This is a genomic window from Bacillus sp. DTU_2020_1000418_1_SI_GHA_SEK_038, assembly GCF_032341175.1.
Taxonomy (GTDB): Bacteria; Bacillota; Bacilli; order Bacillales; family Cytobacillaceae; genus Cytobacillus.
The window spans coordinates 2487937-2507732 of the sequence record NZ_CP135435.1 but is presented as its reverse complement, the minus strand read 5'-3'; the positions used below and the strand labels follow the sequence as shown (position 1 = coordinate 2507732).

The 19796-nt window shown below is 36.3% G+C and carries 19 protein-coding genes; 13 read left to right on the top strand and 6 right to left on the bottom strand.

All coding sequences use genetic code 11. The annotated features are described in order from the left end of the window. Positions 1–27: 27 nt before the first annotated feature. On the bottom strand, positions 28–798 hold the full coding sequence (locus RRV45_RS12340) for a S1C family serine protease (RefSeq protein WP_315664991.1): 771 nt from the start codon (positions 796–798) through the stop codon (positions 28–30). A gap of 164 nt (positions 799–962) precedes the next feature. Between RRV45_RS12340 and RRV45_RS12335 the strand changes: the two genes are divergently transcribed. The 3 genes from RRV45_RS12335 (at position 963) to RRV45_RS12325 (ending at position 3983) form a co-directional block, all read left to right on the top strand. Then, positions 963–1820 (top strand): MBL fold metallo-hydrolase, encoded by an 858-nt coding sequence (locus RRV45_RS12335; protein WP_315664990.1) that lies wholly within the window; start codon positions 963–965, stop codon positions 1818–1820. A 308-nt stretch (positions 1821–2128) separates the two neighbouring features. After that, the gene (locus tag RRV45_RS12330; RefSeq protein ID WP_315664989.1) at positions 2129–3421 is read left to right on the top strand and encodes a DUF2157 domain-containing protein; all 1293 of its coding nucleotides are present in this window, start codon (positions 2129–2131) and stop codon (positions 3419–3421) included. Continuing rightward, on the top strand, positions 3399–3983 hold the full coding sequence (locus RRV45_RS12325) for a GDYXXLXY domain-containing protein (protein ID WP_315664988.1): 585 nt from the start codon (positions 3399–3401) through the stop codon (positions 3981–3983). Before RRV45_RS12330 ends, RRV45_RS12325 begins: the two co-directional genes overlap by 23 nt. A 296-nt stretch (positions 3984–4279) precedes the next feature. Here RRV45_RS12325 and RRV45_RS12320 read toward each other — a convergent pair whose 3' ends face one another. Then, the gene (locus RRV45_RS12320; protein ID WP_315664987.1) at positions 4280–5077 is read right to left on the bottom strand and encodes a metal-dependent hydrolase; all 798 of its coding nucleotides are present in this window, start codon (positions 5075–5077) and stop codon (positions 4280–4282) included. 206 nt (positions 5078–5283) lie between these two features. On the opposite strand from RRV45_RS12320, the gene RRV45_RS12315 reads away from it, so the two are divergent. The 4 genes from RRV45_RS12315 (at position 5284) to RRV45_RS12300 (ending at position 9164) form a co-directional block, all read left to right on the top strand. Beyond that, on the top strand, positions 5284–5724 hold the full coding sequence (locus tag RRV45_RS12315; protein ID WP_315664986.1) for a cell wall hydrolase: 441 nt from the start codon (positions 5284–5286) through the stop codon (positions 5722–5724). 681 nt (positions 5725–6405) lie between these two features. Then, complete coding sequence (locus tag RRV45_RS12310; RefSeq protein WP_315664985.1) at positions 6406–7194, top strand: creatininase; 789 nt, start codon at positions 6406–6408, stop codon at positions 7192–7194. A gap of 138 nt (positions 7195–7332) precedes the next feature. Further along, positions 7333–8769 carry a cytosine permease gene (locus tag RRV45_RS12305; RefSeq protein WP_315664984.1) on the top strand — a complete coding sequence of 479 codons (1437 nt, stop codon included), beginning with the start codon at positions 7333–7335 and terminating at the stop codon, positions 8767–8769. A gap of 74 nt (positions 8770–8843) precedes the next feature. Next, positions 8844–9164, top strand: coding sequence for a hypothetical protein (locus RRV45_RS12300; protein ID WP_315664983.1), 321 nt, complete (start codon positions 8844–8846; stop codon positions 9162–9164). Between the two features lie 148 nt (positions 9165–9312). On the opposite strand, the gene RRV45_RS12295 is transcribed toward RRV45_RS12300, so the two are convergent. Beyond that, positions 9313–9933, bottom strand: a complete 621-nt coding sequence (locus tag RRV45_RS12295; RefSeq protein ID WP_315664982.1) for a DUF3298 and DUF4163 domain-containing protein — start codon at positions 9931–9933, stop codon at positions 9313–9315. 349 nt (positions 9934–10282) lie between these two features. Here RRV45_RS12295 and RRV45_RS12290 point away from each other — a divergent pair, with 349 nt between their 5' ends. The 5 genes from RRV45_RS12290 to RRV45_RS12270 all read left to right on the top strand — a co-directional run bounded on the left by RRV45_RS12290 (position 10283) and on the right by RRV45_RS12270 (position 14683). Then, positions 10283–11155 carry an RpnC/YadD family protein gene (locus tag RRV45_RS12290; protein WP_315664981.1) on the top strand — a complete coding sequence of 291 codons (873 nt, stop codon included), beginning with the start codon at positions 10283–10285 and terminating at the stop codon, positions 11153–11155. Between the two features lie 414 nt (positions 11156–11569). Next, positions 11570–12352, top strand: coding sequence for an NUDIX hydrolase (locus tag RRV45_RS12285; RefSeq protein ID WP_315664980.1), 783 nt, complete (start codon positions 11570–11572; stop codon positions 12350–12352). 60 nt (positions 12353–12412) lie between these two features. Next, positions 12413–13108, top strand: coding sequence for a nicotinamide riboside transporter PnuC (gene pnuC / locus RRV45_RS12280; protein WP_315664979.1), 696 nt, complete (start codon positions 12413–12415; stop codon positions 13106–13108). After that, on the top strand, positions 13109–14137 hold the full coding sequence (gene nadR, locus RRV45_RS12275) for a multifunctional transcriptional regulator/nicotinamide-nucleotide adenylyltransferase/ribosylnicotinamide kinase NadR (protein ID WP_315664978.1): 1029 nt from the start codon (positions 13109–13111) through the stop codon (positions 14135–14137). Between the two features lie 201 nt (positions 14138–14338). Further along, positions 14339–14683: a hypothetical protein gene (locus tag RRV45_RS12270; protein ID WP_315664977.1), complete on the top strand. Its 345-nt coding sequence runs from the start codon at positions 14339–14341 to the stop codon at positions 14681–14683. A gap of 264 nt (positions 14684–14947) precedes the next feature. Here RRV45_RS12270 and RRV45_RS12265 read toward each other — a convergent pair whose 3' ends face one another. The 3 genes from RRV45_RS12265 to RRV45_RS12255 form a co-directional block, all read right to left on the bottom strand. Continuing rightward, positions 14948–16222, bottom strand: coding sequence for a TRAP transporter large permease (locus RRV45_RS12265; protein WP_315664976.1), 1275 nt, complete (start codon positions 16220–16222; stop codon positions 14948–14950). Continuing rightward, positions 16219–16701: a TRAP transporter small permease gene (locus tag RRV45_RS12260; RefSeq protein ID WP_315664975.1), complete on the bottom strand. Its 483-nt coding sequence runs from the start codon at positions 16699–16701 to the stop codon at positions 16219–16221. The genes RRV45_RS12265 and RRV45_RS12260 overlap by 4 nt, the downstream gene beginning before the upstream one ends. Positions 16702–16765: 64 nt before the next feature. Further along, positions 16766–17812 carry a TRAP transporter substrate-binding protein gene (locus RRV45_RS12255; protein ID WP_315664974.1) on the bottom strand — a complete coding sequence of 349 codons (1047 nt, stop codon included), beginning with the start codon at positions 17810–17812 and terminating at the stop codon, positions 16766–16768. A gap of 480 nt (positions 17813–18292) precedes the next feature. Here RRV45_RS12255 and RRV45_RS12250 point away from each other — a divergent pair, with 480 nt between their 5' ends. Beyond that, positions 18293–19678, top strand: a complete 1386-nt coding sequence (locus RRV45_RS12250) for an excalibur calcium-binding domain-containing protein (protein WP_315664973.1) — start codon at positions 18293–18295, stop codon at positions 19676–19678. Positions 19679–19796 lie beyond the last annotated feature (118 nt).

The window sequence follows — 19796 nt, the reverse complement described above, 5'->3', positions numbered from 1 at the left end:
ATATTAGCAAAGGGATGAATCCATCTTTTAATACTCTTCAGGTAATTTCTCCAGCACCTTCTCAATCGGAATGGCGAGTCCTATTTGATCCTTCGTAGATAATGCAAAAACAACTCCAATCACATTTCCTTCTAAATTGATAACAGGACTTCCGCTGTTTCCGTTATAAATAGGGGATGAGAGCATAAGAACTCCATTTTTATTTGATCCCACCAGTATTTCTCCGTCAATCACAATTTGATTGTGTAAAAGCGGGTTGCCAATCACATAAATTTGATCGGAAACAGCCCATGTATTAGGCTGACCTAAAGAAAGTGCGGGTAATTGCTCTCCATTGATTTGTAAAAAGGCAAGATCGATATCGGGATATGATTGTAAAATGGTGGCTTGGCAAATGTTTCCGTTCGAGAATGTGACGGTTATTGGATACATGTTATCGACAACATGATGATTTGTAATGATTAACCCATTTTCAGATATATTGAATCCAGTTCCTTTGGAATGCTGGTCTTGCACAGTAACAACGGCTTCTTTATACTTCTGAATCTCTTCCTGTTTCGATAGTTCAGCTGATTTCTGTAAAAAATTGATCGATGGCAGATTAAAGACTTGCGGCCAAATTTGAAGCATGCTTACTATTAAAGCAATCGCAACACCAACGGAAATGGTCCTTTTTACAATTATATTTCGCCTTTTCTGCTTTTCTCGCAGCCATTCATCCTCTTCATTTGGCAAGAAATCCTCTAATGGAGGTTCTTCGAATTTATCTTTGTTTTCATCTGTATCGTAATGATTCATCCCGTAAAATCCTTTCATATGTATTCGGACTTTATTATTAATATAAATCTACTATACAATTGCCAGATCTATTTTGCTAAAAAAACGATTACTGTAAACCTCGTATCCCACTGGGAAAAAATTGTATAATATGATTATTCGAAAGATGAGCAGGAGGAAGGCAGATGCAAGCTTTAGAAAAAATCAGTAATCGTTTTTGGTATCAAACACCTGTTTCGGAGACGGACCGGCCTATTTTAGGCGTGGTCATTGGGGATAAACGGTCTTTAATGATAGACGCTGGCAATTCAGAAGCACATGCTAAGTATTTTCTTAGCGAGTTAGAAAAGAATCATATCCCTCAGCCAAGTTTAGTTGTGCTTACACATTGGCATTGGGATCATACTTTTGGATTGTCTGCATTGGACATGATTTCTGTTGCTTCCAAACAAACGAAAGATGAGCTAGAAAAGCTCGTTTCGTTCGAATGGAGCGATGCAGCATTGGATGAACGAGTGAAGTCTGGTGTGGAAATAGAATTTTGCGCAAATGCCATAAAGGAAGAGTTTGGAAGTGAAAGAAATATAACTATAAAGCTTCCTGAAGTAACTTTTGAAAAAAGAATGGACATTGACCTAGGCGGAGTCACTTGTCAAATTCACCATGTTGGCGGCGATCATGCTCAAGACTCTGTCATTGTCTATATTAAAGAAGAAAAAATATTGTTTTTGGCGGATGCGATTTACGCTAACCTTTATGCTAGTAAAAGAAATATGACAGTAAAGCGGACACTTCAACTTTTAGACAAAATTGCCCAATTTGATGCAGAAACCTATATCCTTTCTCATTGGAAACCTGTATCAAAACACGAATATCAGCAAGAGGCAAAACTGTTAAGGAATCTAGCCCATTTAACTGAACAATACGAAGGACGATATGATGAAATTAAAATAGCCTATCAATCGATTGTCAATCGAGACTTGAATGAGGATGAACTTGAGACGTTGGATTATTTTGTAAATGGTTTTGAACTTGGAGAGTAATTTCAAGTTTGGATGGGATGAGGGGCCATGTTCCTCTCCCAAATATAACAACGTTCAAGGATGAAATTATTTAGAATAAATAGTTGAAACAATTTCCTCTAGAATGTTCCTAACGACAAAAGAATGCCTTGATATAAAAGTCGATTTCTTGTGTATGTATTGAATTTTGTAATAGATAATAAAATGATGACCGAAAAAACATTAATATATTTGTTGGCAATTAAGTGAATTAGCTGGTTACTTTTGAATAAAGTTAAACAAAGGCTATAGATTATTAGAACAAGAAGAAATAACTGGGGGTAAAGAACTTGAAGAAAGTCATACACAGGTCGTCATACGACTTCCTAAAGAACGAATTCAAGTATTTAGAGTCAACAGGTAACCTTCAAGAAGGCCAAGCAGATAAATTGATTGCACTTTATGAGTATCCTAATGGAGCATTAAAGCCGAGTAAAAAAATCAATATGATTTCTATCCTTTTAACAATAGGAGCATTTCTTATCGGGTTAGGTATTTTAAGTTTTATAGCAAGTAACTGGTCTAACATGACAAGCAGCACAAAATATATCTTATTGCTTACCATCTTAATTGGTTTCTTCATAAGTGCCAGACTGTTAGAAAATAGGAGACCGTATATTGCCAGAGCCTTCTATTATATAGGGGTATTTGCTTTTGGTGGAGAGTTATTTTACATAGGACAACTATTCCACTTAGGAGGCAAAGCAGAAAATACTTTCATATGGTGGGGATTAGGAACTCTGCCGTTAGCGTTCTATTGTAAAGATAAAATATTAAAAGCTATCAGTTTAATATTTATTTATGTATTTATTGAACTGAAGTTCATCCATTACGAAAGTGATTTGTGGTATCTAGCCATCTTTCTTATTCCTCTCTTATTCTTCTGTGGGCATTATATCATGAAAGAAAGCAGAAAAATTATGCTAGTGGTTAACATGCTTATTTTATATCAATTTATCCAAACGCATTTTTACTTCCGAACTCTTGCAGAAACAGAATCTTTACCTTGGATATTCATTGTATTAATACCGCCATTGTTTTATTCAGGTCACAAGTTCCTAAACAAGTCTATCATTTTATTTTCTATCAACACTTTAATGGTCATTCAAGCAATCATAACAGTCTATGTATTCTATGAAATAGAAAATATTATTTTGCTGCTCATCTTCTTATTTGTACTTGGCCTGGCGTATACGCACATTCGGCATACAGATTATGAAATCCCTATGAAAGTAATCGGTTCAGCCCTGCACTTTATAACAGCAATTATGCTAACTATCCCTTTCATGTGGGAGTTAAGTTTCCCTAATTGGGCAACAACTGATACAAAGGCCTTAATCCCTTGTATTGTAGTAGGGGTTTTATATGCTATCTATGCGTTATCAATGGCAAGTAAAGGCAACTTATTCGGGGTAGGGATTGTATGTGTGTTTATCCTTCGTTTCTATGTAGACTTATCCTTGCAATTCATGAACAAATCAATCGCATTCCTTATTGGCGGGATTCTCTTGATCGCATTAGGTATTTGGTTTGAGCGAACTAGAAAAGGAGGGAAAAAGAATGATCCAACTTTCAAAGAATAAACAATTTCTCCTTTCGCTAATCATTCCTGTCATGATCTTGTTAGGGATGACAGTAAAACCGCTTTTAACAACCTTTTTTGGGGAAACAATTTATCTGCAAACAGTCCCCCTTGACCCAAGAGATTTGTTCTATGGAGATTACGTAAATCTGCAATTTGAAATAGAGAGGTTGCCTGTAACATTACTAGATAAGGAGCTTCAATCCAAACTAGAGAGTAACGGTCATTCCTTCAAAGACTATAAAGATACATCTGTTTACATCGTTTTAGAACTAAACCAAAAATCAGGGACCCACGAAGCAGTAATCATTACAGAAAAAAAACCATCCTCCAGCCCTTACATTAAAGGAATCATGAGTCCTTACATATCCTATTCCGATTGGAATGATCAAACATCCGAAGAAGTTGTATACATCGATATTCCAGTTGAACGCTACTTTTTAGAAGAAAACACTGGGAAACAGTTAGAACAAGATGCTAGGGAAGGTCGATTAATTGCGGAAATCAAAGTAAAGAATGGTTATCCGATTCTGCAGGAGGTATTTTTGAGTGCGCGTCATTAATTGGAATATATCACATACGGGTTCGATTAATATTTCCTCATTGTGTTATTAAATATGGTATGGATTTTCTAAATTTTTTTAGAGCGGTATGTTTAATTTGAACGGACAATATCAATTCAGTGTAGTAAACACACAGGAATTTATTGAAGTTTTCAATGAAAAATGATTGAATCCAAGTCGTCAAATTGACGGCTTTTTGTTTTTTTAATATGAATAAATTTAGTTTCAGGCTGATTTTTTGATCTGTAGTAATCGAAAGAACCTAAACTGCCAATTGACAGTTTAGGCTCTTTTTCTCATTCAACAACACTTTCCTTCGTAAACTCTCTTTCTTCCCCAAAGGAAAGTTCGATCACTTCCGTCTTTGAATAATCCTTCAATAATTCTACTAATTCTTTACCAGTACTCATCATATACCCGACAATTGGGAAACTTTTTGTCAGCTGAGTATGAGAGTCTAAATTGGTTGCGGTCTTTTCGGTTGGAAAGTTATGACTTGGTATAACATATTTCACATCTAATAAATGTTGAACAGCATAGGCTGCTTCTTTCGGTCCCATGGTAAGTTGGCCAGCTGAAGAGAGGATGGCAATATCAGGCTGATAGAAATCTTGTATCAGCTTCATATCAAGCATTAATCCAGTATCTCCAGAGTGATAAACGGTATAATCATCTTTAAAATCAAATATATAGCCGGCTGCCTCTCCGGCATACACAGGTAATCCTTCAGTTTCGCCATAGGATGAAGTATGCAACGCCTGAACCATAGTTACATGTACATCATCTAGCGAAGCGCTCCCGCCGAAATTAATCGGAAAAACATTTTTCATTCCCTTTTGAAGAAGAATCATTGCTAAATCATATTGCGCAACAATCATGATATCTGGTTTATATTGAATTAATTTAGACAAACCGCTCGAATGATCTAAATGCCCATGAGTCAAAAAAACAACATCGATGGATTTGTAAAAACTTTCATCATCTAATTCTTTTGCAAAACCAGGGTTCAAATCAAAAAACGGATCAATCAAATAATTTTTGCCTGATTTACTTTTCAATACGTACATTGCATGACCTAAACGCCATATTTTCATATACAGCCTCCCCACAAACTGATTGTTATTCTTTATGTATAAATTTATGAAGACTGATAGACATTGATGTATCGTTTGCTCCATTCTCCAAAAAAGAAAAAATGCCTGTGGCCTTTATTTACAATTTGCAGAGGGATTTTAAATAAGGTTCAATGACATTCATTAATGAATTCGTTTGTTCATACTTATATTGTGGAGGTGGAAAAATGGCAAGAGTAGCTTATCGAAGTGCAGACGTTGACTTAATGGCCAGGATGATGAGAGCGGAGGCAGAAGGCGAAGGAAAACAAGGAATGTTATATGTCGGAAATGTAATTGTTAACCGCGTTGTCGCAGATTGTACTGACTTTAAAGATTTGAGAACAATTAATCAAGTCATATTTCAAGTACAAGGAGGAAATTTTTCATTTGAAGCTGTTCAAAAAGGCAATGTATTTTATCAAAGGGCAAGAGATTTTGAAAGAAGATTAGCAAGACAGAATTTGGAATCTTGGCGAGATCACCCAGCGAAATATTCTCTTTGGTACTTTAATCCATACGGTCCTTGTCCTCCTACATGGTACAACCAACCTTTTACTGGTCAATTTAAACAGCATTGTTTTTATGAACCAGCGCCTGGAACATGTGATAGTGTTTATAGAGGATAAAAAGCTTCATCTACTATTAAATTCATTTCTATTAAGCACTTAAGTCATTCCTATCTTTTGGCATTTCTTCGTAAAAAATCTGCTATATAATTGCTAAACTATTTTGCTATTCAAGAGAATTATTTAAGACGGATCCGTTTTTAGTAGTATTAGAACCATAAATCACCTTCCCCTTAACACCTAAATCTTTATTCAAACGGCGGAAAAACCGGTCACTTTGAAATTTAATAATAGAAAAAACAAAAGCTACTCACGCGAGGTGACTAGCTTTTTTTGTTTTTTTATATCCTTTTTAGATTTACTAGTTTGTTCCTTAATAGGACTCAAATGGAGTAAGAAGATCAAAAAAAGAAGTTCTGTCTCATCAGAAAGCGAGTATACATGCTATATAAGCGATTTGAACTCAATTGACCATGAACGGAGATTGCGTTGGTTAAATCTTCCATCTACCAAGAAAAGCGAAAGAATACCAGTTTTTGACAGCGTTTTCATTGATTCCAATTAATGGTTTTGAGAGTGAACAATATCGCTTAAGTAGATTATGCAATTGATTTAGTCATTGGGAACTTCGTTATGATTGTGGCACTGCATCAGTTTGTCCAGGTTGCCATTATCAGTTGATGGCGAGGTAGTCTTTGCCGGCTTTATTGTGTAACTAAAAGTAGAAAGGGAGTGTTATCAATGCGTAGTAAAAGATTGATGTCTGAAATGACTTGGATGGAGGTCAAAGATGCTGTTGATGATGGATGTGGAGTGATTCTGCCAATAGGAGCAACGGAACAGCATGGCCCACATATGCCTCTGTGCACAGATGCACTTCTAGCGGAGAGAATGGCATTGGATGTGGCAAAGGAAACAAACTTGATCGTTGCACCTACAGTGAGCTATGGATTTCGCTCGCGCCCCTGCACAGGTGGCGGGCAAACCTTCCCAGGCACAACTTCTGTTAGCGGCTCAACCTTGACCGCAGTAATTATGGACGTTGTGAAGGAATTTATTCGAACGGGTTTTAGAAAAATAGTACTCTTTAATTGGCATTTTGAAAATTCAAATTTTATTTATGATGCTGCTTATAATGTGCTCGAGGATAGAAAAAGAGATTATCCCGATTTAAAGTTGCTTATAATCGAATCTCCCTTTAGTGAATTAAAGCCAGAGACAATGGAATATGTGTTTGAGGGACACTTTCCAGGGTGGGGGATTGAGCATGCTTCTATTTTTGAAACATCTGTAATGTTGTATGTAGCACCTGAGCTAGTCGACTTTTCGAAGGCAAAGGATGATAAAGCGGAATATTATCCATTTTACGATATGCTGCCTATTCCAAAAAGAATTACAACGGAGAGCGGTATACTGTGGAAGGCATCACTAGCAACTAAGGACAAGGGTGAAGTGGTATGGAAAGAGATTAGCCAGAATTTAGTAGAGTGTGTAAATATGGAGTTTACAAGGTGGGAAAAGGAGAACTAGGCAGATAAATATTTATCTGTATATGCGCGCGAAAAAGCCTTGATGTTGGTGTCATAATGCTAGTCTGATATCAAGGATTCATATTGGAGACAACGGTAAAATGGATGTTTTTCGATATCATTTTGGGAGGGAAAAATAATGATAAATTTTCAGGCAAAATCTGAACATGACCTCTATAGCGAATCGTTGGCTCCAGTAGAGTATTCCAAAAGAAAGATCGGTTCATTTGGTATCGGTGTCATATGGTTCGGAATCGCGGTGCAGGTGACAAGCTTTTTGGTTATGACACCTTTGGTACAGTATTATACAATTGGAGAACTTGTCTGGATTAATCTGATTGGTCAGCTGCTAGTGTGTTTAGCCTGCTTCGTCACACAGGAGATTGGACTGAAGTATGGCGTTTCTTTCGCCACAACAATAACGGCTGTGGCAGGGCCGCTTGGCGGGAAGATTGTTGGACTTGTGCGAGCAATGCCTGCCATAATTTTTGTCGGATTAAACGGTTTTATAGGTGCAACAGCAATTAACATGTTTATGACGGCTGTGTTTGGATTCAGTAACATGTTAGTTGCGATAATTATTAATGCTATACTGCTCATCTTAGTAACCATATCCGGTGCCAAAGGGATTGAACGATTTACGACGTTTGCGGCACCACTGATGATCATAATTGGCGGAATTATGTTTTATGTATTGATGAAAACTCATAGTGTTTCTTTGATTGATGTTTGGGACCTTGGCCGTACAGGGGGAACTAGTAAAAGCTGGCTGTATGGTTTTGGTGTTTGTTTAGGTGGATATGCGGCTGTTGCAATGGGATTTAACGATTTTACTAAGGACTGTACGATAAAAAATGGCAACATGAAAAAAGCCGCAAGAACACATTTGATTTCGTACATTATTATGTCCTCGCCTGCATTTATGTTTTTTACAATGATTGGCATTATTACGGTAGTTTTGGTGCCTGGCATGACTGGCTCAGAAGTGCTGCCGTACCTTACGGAATTAGTTGCCGGAGGGAATAATCTAATAATCGCAATCTTAGCCTTGTTTGTATTCGTAGCACAATTATCTACAAATACTGCTGCAAATCTATTCCCTTCAGTTTATGTCATATGCGCGCTAGCCCCTAAAAAGATAAATTTCAAGACAGCCACCGTCATTGTGGGCGTGCTTGCGTTTGTTCTACAGCCGTGGAAGTTTGGGCCAATTTTAGATGTGTTTTTAGCTGTATTCGGGGCAGCGGGCGGACCTGCGCTGGCAATCATAGCCGTAGATTATTACTACTTCCGAAAAAGGAAATACAGTCTTGGGGATCTATTTAACAGCAGGGGGAAATATTTCTACTGGCATGGAATCAATCCCGTATCCTTATCTTGTTATGTATCGGGTATAATAATTGGTCTGTTGTTCTTGGATTATAATTACTTTGTTTCCTTAGCTGCTACATCGGTGCTTTACATTTTTGCAGGCAATTTGTTCGCGAAAAAATTCCCAGTAATGGTTTCCGAAACAGCCGAGGATCTTACAAATTTTACTATTAATGATGATTCTAAAATTGACCATGTAATTTAAAACTCTCTAATTGGATTGAATCTGGCATCAAAATATAAGAAGACAAAATCCTAAAAAAAAGAGGTTGCGGAGCATTGAATGTTTTAATGGAAAATAAATGGATCATCTTAATAACCCTTGAGGTACTGGCATGGGCTTCAATCTTTTTCCTCCTATATGCGAGGTACAGCTTAAAATCAGACTTCTGGTTCAAAGTTGCCGCAGTTTTAGTAGCCATCACCGGAGTGATTCCCCAAGTACTAATGGGGATCATTAATTTCATATTCACAAAAAAAGTGGATTTATTTACGCTGATCATTGTACTGTTGATTTTATATGGTCTTACTATTGGAAAAAAACATGTAAAAAAGCTGGATGTCTGGGCAAGGGTAAAATTTTCAAAGCAGGAAACCTAAACAGATCTTTTACGTAATAAAAAAAGAATTTCTACGTGGTAATTTTAGTCTTCTCTTGATGGGAAGACTATTTTTCATGGTCTGGAGTTATTAGTGCTCAAAGGATTTCATATTTGTTATATTCGAAAATGACTGCTAAGACTTGTACTTATACATTAACAGCCATGCGTCCAAGCGGCCCGTTTTCATCGATGATATCCTCCAAATCATATACAGAGATAGGAAACATCGGGAAACCAAAAGCATATGGGGTTATTTCATATAGCTGAAAATAGATCACTAAAGATTTGTCTGCTATATAAAAATCTTGATTTGGCTTAATGCTTTTAAAGTCAACTAGCGTTTGAATGTTCCGTTGATTAATTTGCTTGCGAATTAAGTCTGAGAGCCTTTTGACATAATTACTTCCAGGTTTAAATAAATCTACAAGTTGACATTGCTTTCCATTTTGCAGATCAAATGTCAAAGATTTTATATACGTCATACCGTGTGCAGCATGGTAATGGTAAGTGTAATTGGAGAGTGATAAGCTCAGAATCTCGCGCTGATTATTCTTGATCTCATAAGATCCAATCATTTCAACGACTGAAGTCGGCATATCACCAGCTTGTTTATTGATAAGTTGCTGTGTTTGAGCGGCAATCGTGCGATTAATTAACCTTTCGAAGCCTTGATTTTGTAAACCAGTCACCTTGGGATAAAAGACTTTTTTATCTGGTCCGCTGCTAATTAATACGGTTTCGATATTGACAGGAAATGAAATAGGCATATGAATCAATCCTTCAGTTTTTTACATATTATTCGGAGAAGAGGAATGGTGTGTAATAAGAATTTTGTACTACAATTATTAGTCATAGTAATGGTGAAAAAGGAAATTTTCCTTTGTACCAAATAAGAAGGTGATTAGCATTATTTAAAATCAGGAAATTGTAAAAAAGAGATACGAATTCTTTCAAATTTGCAGAAGGAAGTGAATTAGATTCATTTTAGATTAGGTTACAAAACGGCCCTATGATTTTTAAATAACAATCATCTAAATTAATAAAGGAAAATTACTATCTTTGTCAAAATATATATAATGAAGGATGAAAAAAATTTAATGAAAGGAGTCAAGTAAATTGACAAAAGACCTCAACATCCCCAGGAACCACAAAGACATTGGGTTTCGATCCCTCGCAGTTATGTTCAAAGACGAATTTATCCCCTTTACAGGAATTAAGCTCCCAAAAGTAAAAGATATTATTGAAACAAATGTACCTATGATTGAAGTGAAAGACCGCGGAATGGATCTAAATTTCCTTCTCGAAGATGGGACGATTGCTCATATTGAATTTGAATCAGATGCCCTCAAGGAAGCTGACCTCATTCGTTTTGCCCACTATGATTTACAGCTCTACAATCAACGCCAAGTAAAAATCCGCCGTATTATTATCTTCTCGTCCGGAGTAGCCGATACCACCATAAAACAACTTGATATTGGAAGTGTGAAGCAGCAGCACGACTGCATTTTTCTTGAGCATGACTTTAATGGTGATGAGATTTTTGGTAAAATAAAGGAAAGAATTGTTGTAGGTGATCTACTTACCAACTTGGAAAAGCTCCAAATATTATTATTACCGATGATGAAAACCAATCAAGCTACAGCGTCTAAAAGAGCGTATGAACTCACAAAAACATTAGAACAATATCATAATAAAGATTTGGCTCACTATCTTATAGGTGCAATGGTGGCGGTTAACTATAGTCAGATTAAAGATCCTGAGAAGGCTAAAATATTGGAGGTGCTTGAAATGGCAAAACCATTCGAAGAACTTTATAAGAAATTTGAAATGAAAGGAAGACAGGAGGGGATACAAGAAGGCAGAAGAGAAGGACAACTTGAAATTATCCAGAACCTAATAAATAAAGGAATAGGAATTGCGGCCATTTCCGATTTTACAGGATTATCTGAACAGGAAATTAAAGAATTGCTTCAATCCAATCAAAAATGAATCTAAATTTTAATGGCAATTGGATAGAAGTTAAATTTACTTTAGTTATTGTATGTTTTGTTTTAGTGATTGTAGAATTGCAATGATTTAAGTTCAAAAAGAAGGTTCATTTAAATAGACAAATTGTCGATGCATTTGAAATTTTATAGAAACCTAAAGAAGGCTATTAATAGACTGAACTTAAGCAAAGTGTTCAGTCATTTTTTATTTGCAGATTAACTTAATGAAACAAACAGTCCGTAACAATATGTTATCAAGAAGATCTGCAACAATAGGGGCATCTATCAGGAAACAATTTTGTATTATTTTTAGAATCGTCTAAAATCGGATAGTGACAAACAATGCATTTCTATGATATGATTTATTTAACAATTAACAAAATGTTAATTAAATTTCTAAAAAGGTGATCAGATAATGAGCGAGGAAATGTTAAATTATGATGTGAGCAAATATCGAACTCCTGATGGATATACGAGTGATATTGCCGTTTTTACTATTATTTCTACAGAAGTGGGTGCCTATAAGCCTCCACAAAAAACATTAAAAATCATGCTAATTAAACGAGCAGAGAAAACAAAAGAAGGTGACCCCAATATAGAAGCGGGGAAATGGGCATTGCCAGGTGGGTTTATCAGACCCGAGGAAACCGCATATGATGCAGCAGTTAGAGAGTTAAGCGAAGAAACAGGTGTCACAGGGTTAAGAATCAAGCATTTTGGCGTCTACGATCAAATTGGCCGTGATAGGAGGGGATGGATTATATCAAATGCACATTACGCAATTGTTCCAGAAAATAAGCTCATCAAAAGGAGAGCTGCAGATGATGCAGCAGAAGTAGAGTTATTTTCGATGGACGAAGTGTTTCAGCTTGAGTTGGCTTTCGATCACAGGCAAATTATTGAAGAAGCGTTATGGTTTATAAAAAAAGATATGTCCTTAACAACAGTGGCGAAAAACTTCTTGCCAAAGCAATTTGTCCTATCGGAACTGCAAGGGGTTTTGTTAACTGTCATGGATGAGCCTTGGCTTAAGCTTGATGCTCAATTTTTTCGGAAAGCTCCAACCTTACCTTTTATCGAAAAAGTCATGAAGGATGGAGAGCCGCAAAAAACAAATCGCTGGTCGAAAAATAAAGCACAGCTGTATCAATTTAATGACTACGAGCCATATGTTTCGATTTACAATGCAAAATATTAATTTTTTTACATTTTATAATTAACAATATGTTAATTGATAATTAATAAGGAGTGATAAAAAATGAAAATTTGGAGAGACTGGACCATTTTTGAAAGGGTATGGCTTCTAACTTTCACGCTTATTAATATTTACTTGTTCTTTGCTTGGGATGATACGATTCTAGGTTTGATTACCTCCATTTCTGGAATGCTTTGTGTTGTTTTAGTCGCGAAAGGAAAAGTGAGTAATTTTTATTTTGGCATTATACAAACAGGAACCTATGCCTATATCTCGTATGGGTATGGCCTATATGGTGAGGTAATGTTGAATGCTTTGTTTTATTTTCCTCTCCAATTTGTCGGGATCTATCTATGGAAGCAGCATACAACTGCCATCAAGATAAAAGGAGAAGATATTCAAATCAAAGCTTTAACGAAAAAAGGCTGGATCGCAACGCTAACTTCTTTTCTGATTATCTTTGTTCTATATGCGCTGCTTTTACAAAAAATCGGAGGAAATGTGGTGTGGATTGATTCTGCAACTACTACATTATCTGTCATTGCCCAAATCCTCATGTTAAAAAGATACACGCAGCAATGGTTATTATGGATCGCGGTGAATGTGTTATCAATTGTACTTTGGGTGAAGGCATTGATCTTACAAGGTGGCAACGATGTATCGATGCTTGTCATGTGGTCGGCGTTTCTAATTAATAGCATATATGGTTATTACAATTGGACGAAAGTGTATAAAAAACAGAAGGGGGAAGTGATGTAAATGAAAAAGGTTGGGTTTTTTGGAGGTAAGTTTTTGCCTTTGCATCAAGGTCATGTGTATGCAATTGTCAAAGCTTCTACAATGGTGGATGAATTATACGTTGTCCTTTCTCATAGTGATAAAAGGGATCGGGCATTATGTGATGGAAGCAAGCTATCCTACATTCCAGCTCAGATTAGGCTACGATGGCTCTGTCAATTAACAAGGGAAATGGAAAATGTCAAAGTTGTAGAAGTGGAGGATCAAGACGGCAACGAGGATTATAACTGGGAAGAAGGGTCTTTGAAAATACGACAAGCGATTGGGAAAGAAATCGATGTTGTCTTTAGCTCCGAAATCGAATACGAATCAATATTTAAAGAATTATATCCTGAAGCAAAACATGTCTTGATTGATGAAAAAAGAGATCAGATCAAGATTTCAGCTACCAAGATTCGGGAAAAAGGAATCTTTGAATATTGGGATTACATTCCCGAGGTGGCAAAACCGTATTTTATTAAAAAGGTAGTCATTTTAGGGACTGAAAGCTGTGGGAAATCCACTCTTACTAGAAATCTGGCACTTATCTTTAACACAACCTATGTCAAAGAATACGGAAGAGATTATTGTGAATATTTAGGAGGCTGCGATGGGATTATTTTAGAGGAAGATTACCCGATCATTGCATACGGCCATAAACTTAAAGAATATGAAGCTATTAAAAATTCCAATAAAATCGTCTTTATCGACACAGAGGCAGCGGTTACTCAATTTTACTCAGAGCTGTACAATCAAAAACACCAAGCAGTCTTAAATGAAATTGCTCGCATCCAAAAATATGATCTATGTCTATATTTAGAGCCTGATGTCAAATGGGTCGATGATGGATTAAGAGTGCATGGGGAGCAAAAGGTCCGGGAAGAAAATAATAACAGGCTGAAGGAATTATTGGATGAGAATGGGATTGAGTTTGTAAGTGTTAGCGGGACGTATCAAGAGCGTTTGGAAAAATCTATGGAACTGATTGGTAGAATGTTAGAGAAGGTATAGCCAGTAAGGCATAAATAAAGGTGTAGGTGATGAGATGATAACGTTAAAGTACGCGATTTATGCATTTGCAGTTTTTCGATTTTTATTTGAATAATTCGTGCCTGTCGCTCAATTCTTTAAAGTACTGGGGGACTGGCACCTTATTTAAAAAAATGAATATTTTTTATTGTTGTTTATCCTTATATGAGAGGTGCTTTCGTCATGAAGAAAAAAATAGGAAAAGTTCTCAAAATCTCAATTTCTACTCTAGTCCTTAGCTTTTCATTCGCCACTGTATCCTCTGCCCATTACTGTTACGTGGCAAACAAAAAGGATGGAGCTGGAGCAGTAACAGAGGAGGATATCAAACAGGCAGGTAATTCGGGTAAGTTTGTGGCGCCAGGGGCATTTTTTGATGTTGGAGTGGACGGTGTACCAGATCTTTTCATTCGTGGAGGGACAAAAGGTTCCGAATTTGTAGTTGGTGGTGGTTCTCTGCACGATTCACCTGCCACTGAAAGAGGGAGCAAGGTAAACGGTGTGCAAAAGTTGTCTGAAGAAGAATAATAAATAGCCGAGCAGATATTACATTAACATGAGGCTGGACTATAGAGGAATTTAATTTCAGAGGGCTAAACAGCACTATTAAAAATGGTGTTCCTCTGGTGAGCATACTTATTAAGCAAGCATATTTATCGAATCGTATGCGGGTCAGTCTGATAACAAAATTTCCTTAATTTTGATAGCAGACTGACCTATTTTCTTATTCTTAACTATATGGCTTTTATAAATAGTTAAGAGTAACTAGGTCTTATAAATATCTCTAAAGTATTACTTCAAAAAATTCGGCAAAAACATCGTAATCTGCTCGATATAAGTAACTAATAATAGAGTGATGAGCGACAGTATAATAAATGGAATAACCCCTGAAATGATTCTAGCCACAGGTACTTTTGATATCCCCGATGCGACAAATAGATTTAACCCGAACGGTGGTGTGAACATGCCAATTGCTCCGTTTAAGATCATAATCACACCTAAATGCACGGGATCAATGCCAAAATGAAGGGCTATAGGTAAAAATAGTGGAGCCAGGATAATTGTAAAAGAAGCTGAATCAATAAACATTCCCGCAATTAGCATGATGAGATTCATCATCAACAGTATAGCGATCTTTGAATCACTTATCGAAACCATCAATTCCGCCAACCCTTGTGGCACCTGGAACCTTGTTAATAACCAAGCAAAGATCGAAGCAGAAGCTAGAAGTATCATTATTTGTGCGGTTCCTATCCCTGATTCGATTGCTGCACGCATTAACCCTTTGAAATCAAGATCTTTGTATACGAATAACGCAATGAAAATAGCATAAATGGATGCAACAGCAGCTGATTCTGTTGGGGTGAAAATTCCTCCGTAAATGCCAACGACTATAACTATTGGTATACCGAGTGCCCATATTGCATTTTTGAATGCTGAGAATAATTCGTTTTTCGAGGCGGCTGCGTTAACTGGAATTTGATTTTTTCTAGCATAGTAATAACTATAGCCAATAAAAATTAATCCAAAGACAATTCCGGGAAAAATTCCTGCAATAAATAGATCTCCAACAGATGTACCTGTTACCGCTCCATATACAATTAATCCAATACTCGGTGGAATGATAACGGCGACTGCAGAAGTCGATGTAATTAGACCAGTTGAGAACTTTTCATGATATCCAGCTTTCATTAGGGCTGGCAGCATTAATCCGCCAATAGCAACTACCGTAGCTGGGCTAGACCCAGAAACAGCTCCAAAAAACATACTTGCAATAACAACTGAAATAGCAAGCCCGCCCCTAAGGTGACCAACTAGGGCATTGGCTAGTCTTAATATACGAGACGATAATCCTCCCGATTGCATAACATTCGCTGCAAGTATAAAAAAGGGAATAGCCATAAGTGAGAATTTATCAATTCCTGCATACATTCTTTGAGGGATGACTTCCATTGGCAGTGCAGTAAAAAAGTAGAGTGCGATGACGGATGCAAGTGATAAGGCAATATAGACAGGGGCACTAGACAAAAGTAATACGAATAAGACCACAAAAAGAGTAACAATCATAATAGTTTCTCCTTTTTACGAAGGATATTCCAAAATTGAGCCCCATAATTAATGGTCATTAAAATTCCGCTAAATGGCATGACCCCATAGATTATATAAATAGGCACCCCGATAGTAGAGCTAACTTGTCCGGTTTCAGCTACTTTTAAAGTAATCGTAAGTGATAAAACAACAAAGATAATTGAAAAAATAACGCAGATGACAAGAACGATGGAACTCATATAACGAGCCCCTTTTTCGGAAAGCATTGACAATAAGGAATCTATACCAAGATGGGCTCCTTTATAGATACACACACTAGCACCGATAAAGGTGATCCAAACTATTCCGTAGCGAGTAAACTCTTCCGCCCATTCGATTGATGATCCAAAAATATATCTCAGAATTACGTTCATAAATAGAATGAGAGCAATAATTAATAATCCCGCGCCGATAAACCATTCTTGAACTTTCTTTCCCCATTCTGATAGTGAGGCCAAATTTTTCATCTCCTTTATGACGAAGGAGGGATGATGGATTGATATCCAACATCCCGTAATTGAATTAGTTCCCGATTGAAGAATATACCTTATCTAATAAATGAGATCCGAATTCAGTTTTATATAATTCATGTACTGACTTAGTTGCCTCTCTAAGTTCTGCTTTACTATCCTCTGATAATTCAAGGACCTCAGTTCCGTGTTTTTTTATTTCCTCTAAATATTGAGATTCCTCTTTTTGTACTTCAGCTCTTTGCCACGATGCTAACTCTTTACCAGTCTCCTCTAAAATTTGTTGCAATTCACTAGGTAAGGAATCAAACCACGCCTGACTAAACATCAAAACATGACCTAAATATCCATGACCGCTAAGAATTACATAATCCTGAACCTCATAGAATTTCATATTTTTGATTGTTACAAGCGGATTTTCTTGTCCATCCACTACACCTTGCTGGAGAGAATTGTATAGTTCTGTAAAGTCTATTGGAGTGGGGTTAGCCCCTAACTTTTTAAATTGCTCCATAATAATTGGACTTTCCATTGTTCTGAACTTTAGTCCGTTAAAATCTTTTAAACCCTCAATCTTAGAATTGGCGGTAAAATGTTTAAAACCATCCTCATAGAATGCAATACCTTTAACCTTCTGTGCAGTAAGCTTTTCTAGCAGTTCTTTCCCAACATCTCCATCCATAAGCTCATAGGCTTTTTCTTTGCTTGGAAATAAGAATGGAAGATCAAACAGCTGCAATTCAGGGACAAATCCGCTAATCCTTGCAGTTGGCAAAAGTGCCACTTGTTGAGTGCCAATTTGTAATCCTTCGAACTGTTCTCGTGCACTCCCAAGTTGATCGGAAGGAAAAATATTTACAGCCAATTTCCCATCAGATTTTTCCTCCACCATCTCTTTAAACTTTAAAGCGGCTTGATGATGAGGGGTTTCAGGCATAAATCCATGGCCAAAGCTGACTTCGATTACATCTGAGCTTTTAGGTGAATCAGGTTTTGAGGTATCTTCTTTAACTGGTTCAGCAGCGGGTCTCCCACACCCAAGAAGGAGAATACCAGTAAAAAGTGACAATAAAAAATACTTGCTTGTCTTCCTTAACAAACAAACACCCCCTTGTTTACTTATCAAATGGTATTATTTTGGTATGTAAAATATTCCAATAAATCCAAAAAGTCTCATATGAGTTCATTTTATAATTCAATGAATAGTATTATTTTTTTAAGAGATTATGTATGAAATGTGAATCTCGAAGAGGCTAGCATTTTAGTATTAATTAGTTTAGGTTGGCAGGGGGAGATCCGAAAATTTAGAAATTAGATAGAAAAGAAATATCTAAATAGATTGAAGAAATTTGAACTTTTCTATCCAAGTTCTTTTTAGCTGTATTAAAGAAAACACAGTATTGATTCTTTATGACTACCTCAAGATAAGTGATTCGTAACCTTTTCGATTTATGTAAAAAATCACAAACCACTTGTAATAAAGTGGTATAACTGTATGATTTTTTAAATTTTAATTGTACCCACAATTATATACAATAATGTTAATAAGCAACAATGATTTTTAAATTGGAGGCACTTAATGGAGAAGTGGATAGGTAAACGACCTACAATTGGTCAGAAAGCGTTAGTTTCAAAGTATGAAAGATTATTAGTACAAGCACAAAATACAATAATATCTTCTACTGAAAAAGTTCTAAAAGTTATTGAGGCAGAATGTGATAAAAAAAGCGGACGTGAACTAGACGGAGTATTAATATTGACATCAGATTCAATCATTTTCATGTCTAAACGTGAACACATGGTATATAAATACTCACAAATTAGTGATATTGATGTTCGAAATGATGGTAAGGACAAACATGAGTGGCAGATAACTCTTAAAATTGGGCGATCTAAGCGTATATTTGATGATATTAAGAAAAATGATGATAGTCAAGAATTTATTGAAACTCTTGAACACATGATTGTTAATCAATCTCATGAGATACATACAACGGTTACTCATGACTTTGACTATTTCTTACATTCTGAAAGACTTGCAGATTTACGAACTCGCGGAATCAAAATTACAACGTTTCTAATGAAACGAGATGATCTAGGACAAACAAAAAATGGCGAGAGACTTCTGCGTGAAAAACATAAATATGCTGTACTCATTGTTGAGGGTTACTACCACGAAAAACAGAAAAAGGGTAACTTTATTGTAATAGATAATGGTGTACTACTATATGAATATAATGATAAGGAACGAAAAGCTCAACAGATTCACATTTGGCCTTTAGTTTTCTTTTCAAATACAGTTATTGATCATTATGCAATTAAAACTGTAATTAGTAATAATGAAGGCAAATTAGTAATGAATAATTCTGGTAAAAAGTTTACTGATATATTATCTACTTCTAATATCCCTTTCAAAATTAAAACAAGAAAATGGCATCAAAAAATACTTGGTTTTCGAAGCGGAAAGTGGTGGAAAAAAACAATTGCGTCACTTGTTTATTTGTTTACATTGCTTATGATTGTTGCAATAGCTTTTGGTGAAGAATCTAAAGAATCTGATAATGTTAAACCAGCTACTGAAGTATCTGATTCTAATACAGATAAGTCAAATGAAGCTGCTCGGCTATCAGAGGAGAAGCGTAAACAAGAAGAAGCTAATCGTATAGCAGAGGAACAGCGTAAGCAAGAAGCCGCCGCTCGCTTAGCGGAGGAACAGCGCAAACAAGAAGAAGCTGCCCGTTTAGCAGAGGAACAGCGTAAACAAGAAGAAGCCGCTCGCTTAGCCGAAGAAAAGCTCAAACAAGAAGAAGCTGATCGTTTAGCCCAAGAACAAAAACAGGTTTTTGTAAATTATAAAAACTGTAGTGAAGCTCGTGCTGCTGGCGCTGCACCAATATATAAAGGAGAACCAGGGTACGCGAAACACCTTGACCGTGATGGAGATGGAATAGGGTGTGATAGATAAAATATTATAGAAAGAAATTACTTTTGTTATATGAGATTTTTCTCCGAATCTTATAAAATAATTGGTGCCTGGTCCCAGTCTTTAAGTATAGGGAAACAGGCACCTTTCTTCTGATTCA